Genomic DNA, 1738 nt, shown 5'->3' on the forward strand with positions numbered 1-1738 from the left:
ACGGGCCACCTCGTGATCATCTGGCTTAGACACCACAATGATCACGAAGCCCGTGCCTGCCCTGTTATGCGCCCCAACCGGTCACAACCCGACCAGCCGCACGACCCCGGAACTTGCAACCGCCCTGAGCTATGGAGGCTTCGACAACGACCTCATCAAGGACATCCGGGCCATGGCAGATGAGGGCCTCGGGCCGAAAGAGATATGGCTGAGGCTCATGGACGACTACGAAGCCTCCGTGTCCTACAGGATGCTCCGCCACTACGTCCGTCAGTACTGCCCTCGACGGCACAATGCCGCAAAAGGAAGCCCCAGCTCTCCACAGGGTCGCTTTCAGTAATTTCCCGAATCGAGCCGAGATGTGTGGTTTCAGCCGATCTATTGTCGGTGGGGACGGTAAGCGATCGTCTCTATCACGGCCTACGATCGGGGCGACATCAATCCATCGACTCCAGAATGCGGTCGAGTGTCCGGCGCCCCATTCTGCTCATCGTCGGATTGCTCTCAACGTAGTACCAGACAAGACCCATCGCCTGTTCGAAGGCCCATGCCTTACCGCGCTCCCACTCCAGGTCGTCGCAGGCCAGTGTCCGCCGGAGCACTTCCCGCGGGCCTGGCTGCAGCAGGTGCCAGGCGCTGACCAGATCCAGCGCGGGGTCGGCCGGGCCGAAGCCGCCGGTGTCGAGTACGCCGCTGAGCCGGTCTCCCGTGACCAATACATTGCCGGGAATCAAGTCACCATGGCTCATCACGTCGGCACCCGTGCGTGGCAGCTCCCGAAAGCGGCTCCACACCTGGCGCAGTCGGGGCACGTCGAGGAGCCCCTCGCTCTCCTCGAAACACTTCGCCATCCAGTCGTCGTGGTGAGCGAGAACGCCGCCACGATTTTCGCCGCTGAAGAGCCGCCCTCGCGTCTCGGCGTCCCGCAGGGCTGCGATAAAGGCCGCAAGATCCCGGGCAAAAGCGTCCGACCCACTCGGATCGGCATCAAAGGCGACCGTTCCCGGCAGCCATGTCTGGACCGACCACGGCATGGGGTAACCCGCTCCAGGTTTTCCCAGGGCGACGGGTTCCGGAACGGGGAACCGAGACACCTGTGCCAGCTCCGCGCTCGCCCGGGCTTCCCGTTCGAGAGCCGCCAGCGCCTCCGCGGCATCGGTCAGACGCAGCGGGAAACGCGCGGAGAGGTCGTCCCCGATGCGGAAGATGGCGTGGACCGTCCCGGTCGACGACAGGAGTTGGATCGCCTTGCCACTCCACTGAGGGAACTGTTCTTGGATCAAGGTCGCAACGATGTCTGTGGTCACGTCCACTTGGTCATCGTGCATGGTCAATCTCGCAGGCCCTTCCACTAATCCAGTTCGAAACAACGGAAACAGTCCAGATCAACTGAGACGACAGCCAGTATTCAGACGCCAGGCTCCAGATCAACTGAGATTTTTTCGGCCACCCAGGTGTCTTAACCGTTCTGGTCGCCCCAGGTCACCGCCGCGGCTTCGGACCAGATCACTTGAGACGGAACACGGGAAGCACCCACCGAGAGCGATCGTTTGCCATCGAACCCAGTCGCCCAAGGTCAGGGCACCGCAACCGACTAACTTCGCTGTCAAAGGACAACGGTCGGGGCGTGCGCGCGACGGCGCCACGCCGCACGGGAGGCCGCGGCACCGCACGGGAGGCCGCCACGCCGCACGGAAGGCCGCCACGCCGCACGGGGGCCGCGGCACCGGCACCCGAC

At 63.9% G+C, this 1738-nt stretch carries 1 protein-coding gene; it reads right to left on the reverse strand.

The genetic code is table 11. The features are described 5' to 3' along the window. Positions 1-437 precede the first annotated feature (437 nt). On the reverse strand, positions 438-1328 hold the full coding sequence (locus C1I97_RS36600) for an aminoglycoside phosphotransferase family protein (RefSeq protein WP_111007202.1): 891 nt from the start codon (positions 1326-1328) through the stop codon (positions 438-440). Positions 1329-1738: the final 410 nt, after the last annotated feature.

It is taken from the genome of Streptomyces sp. NTH33 (genome assembly GCF_003236365.1).
Lineage (GTDB): Bacteria > Actinomycetota > Actinomycetes > Streptomycetales > Streptomycetaceae > Streptomyces.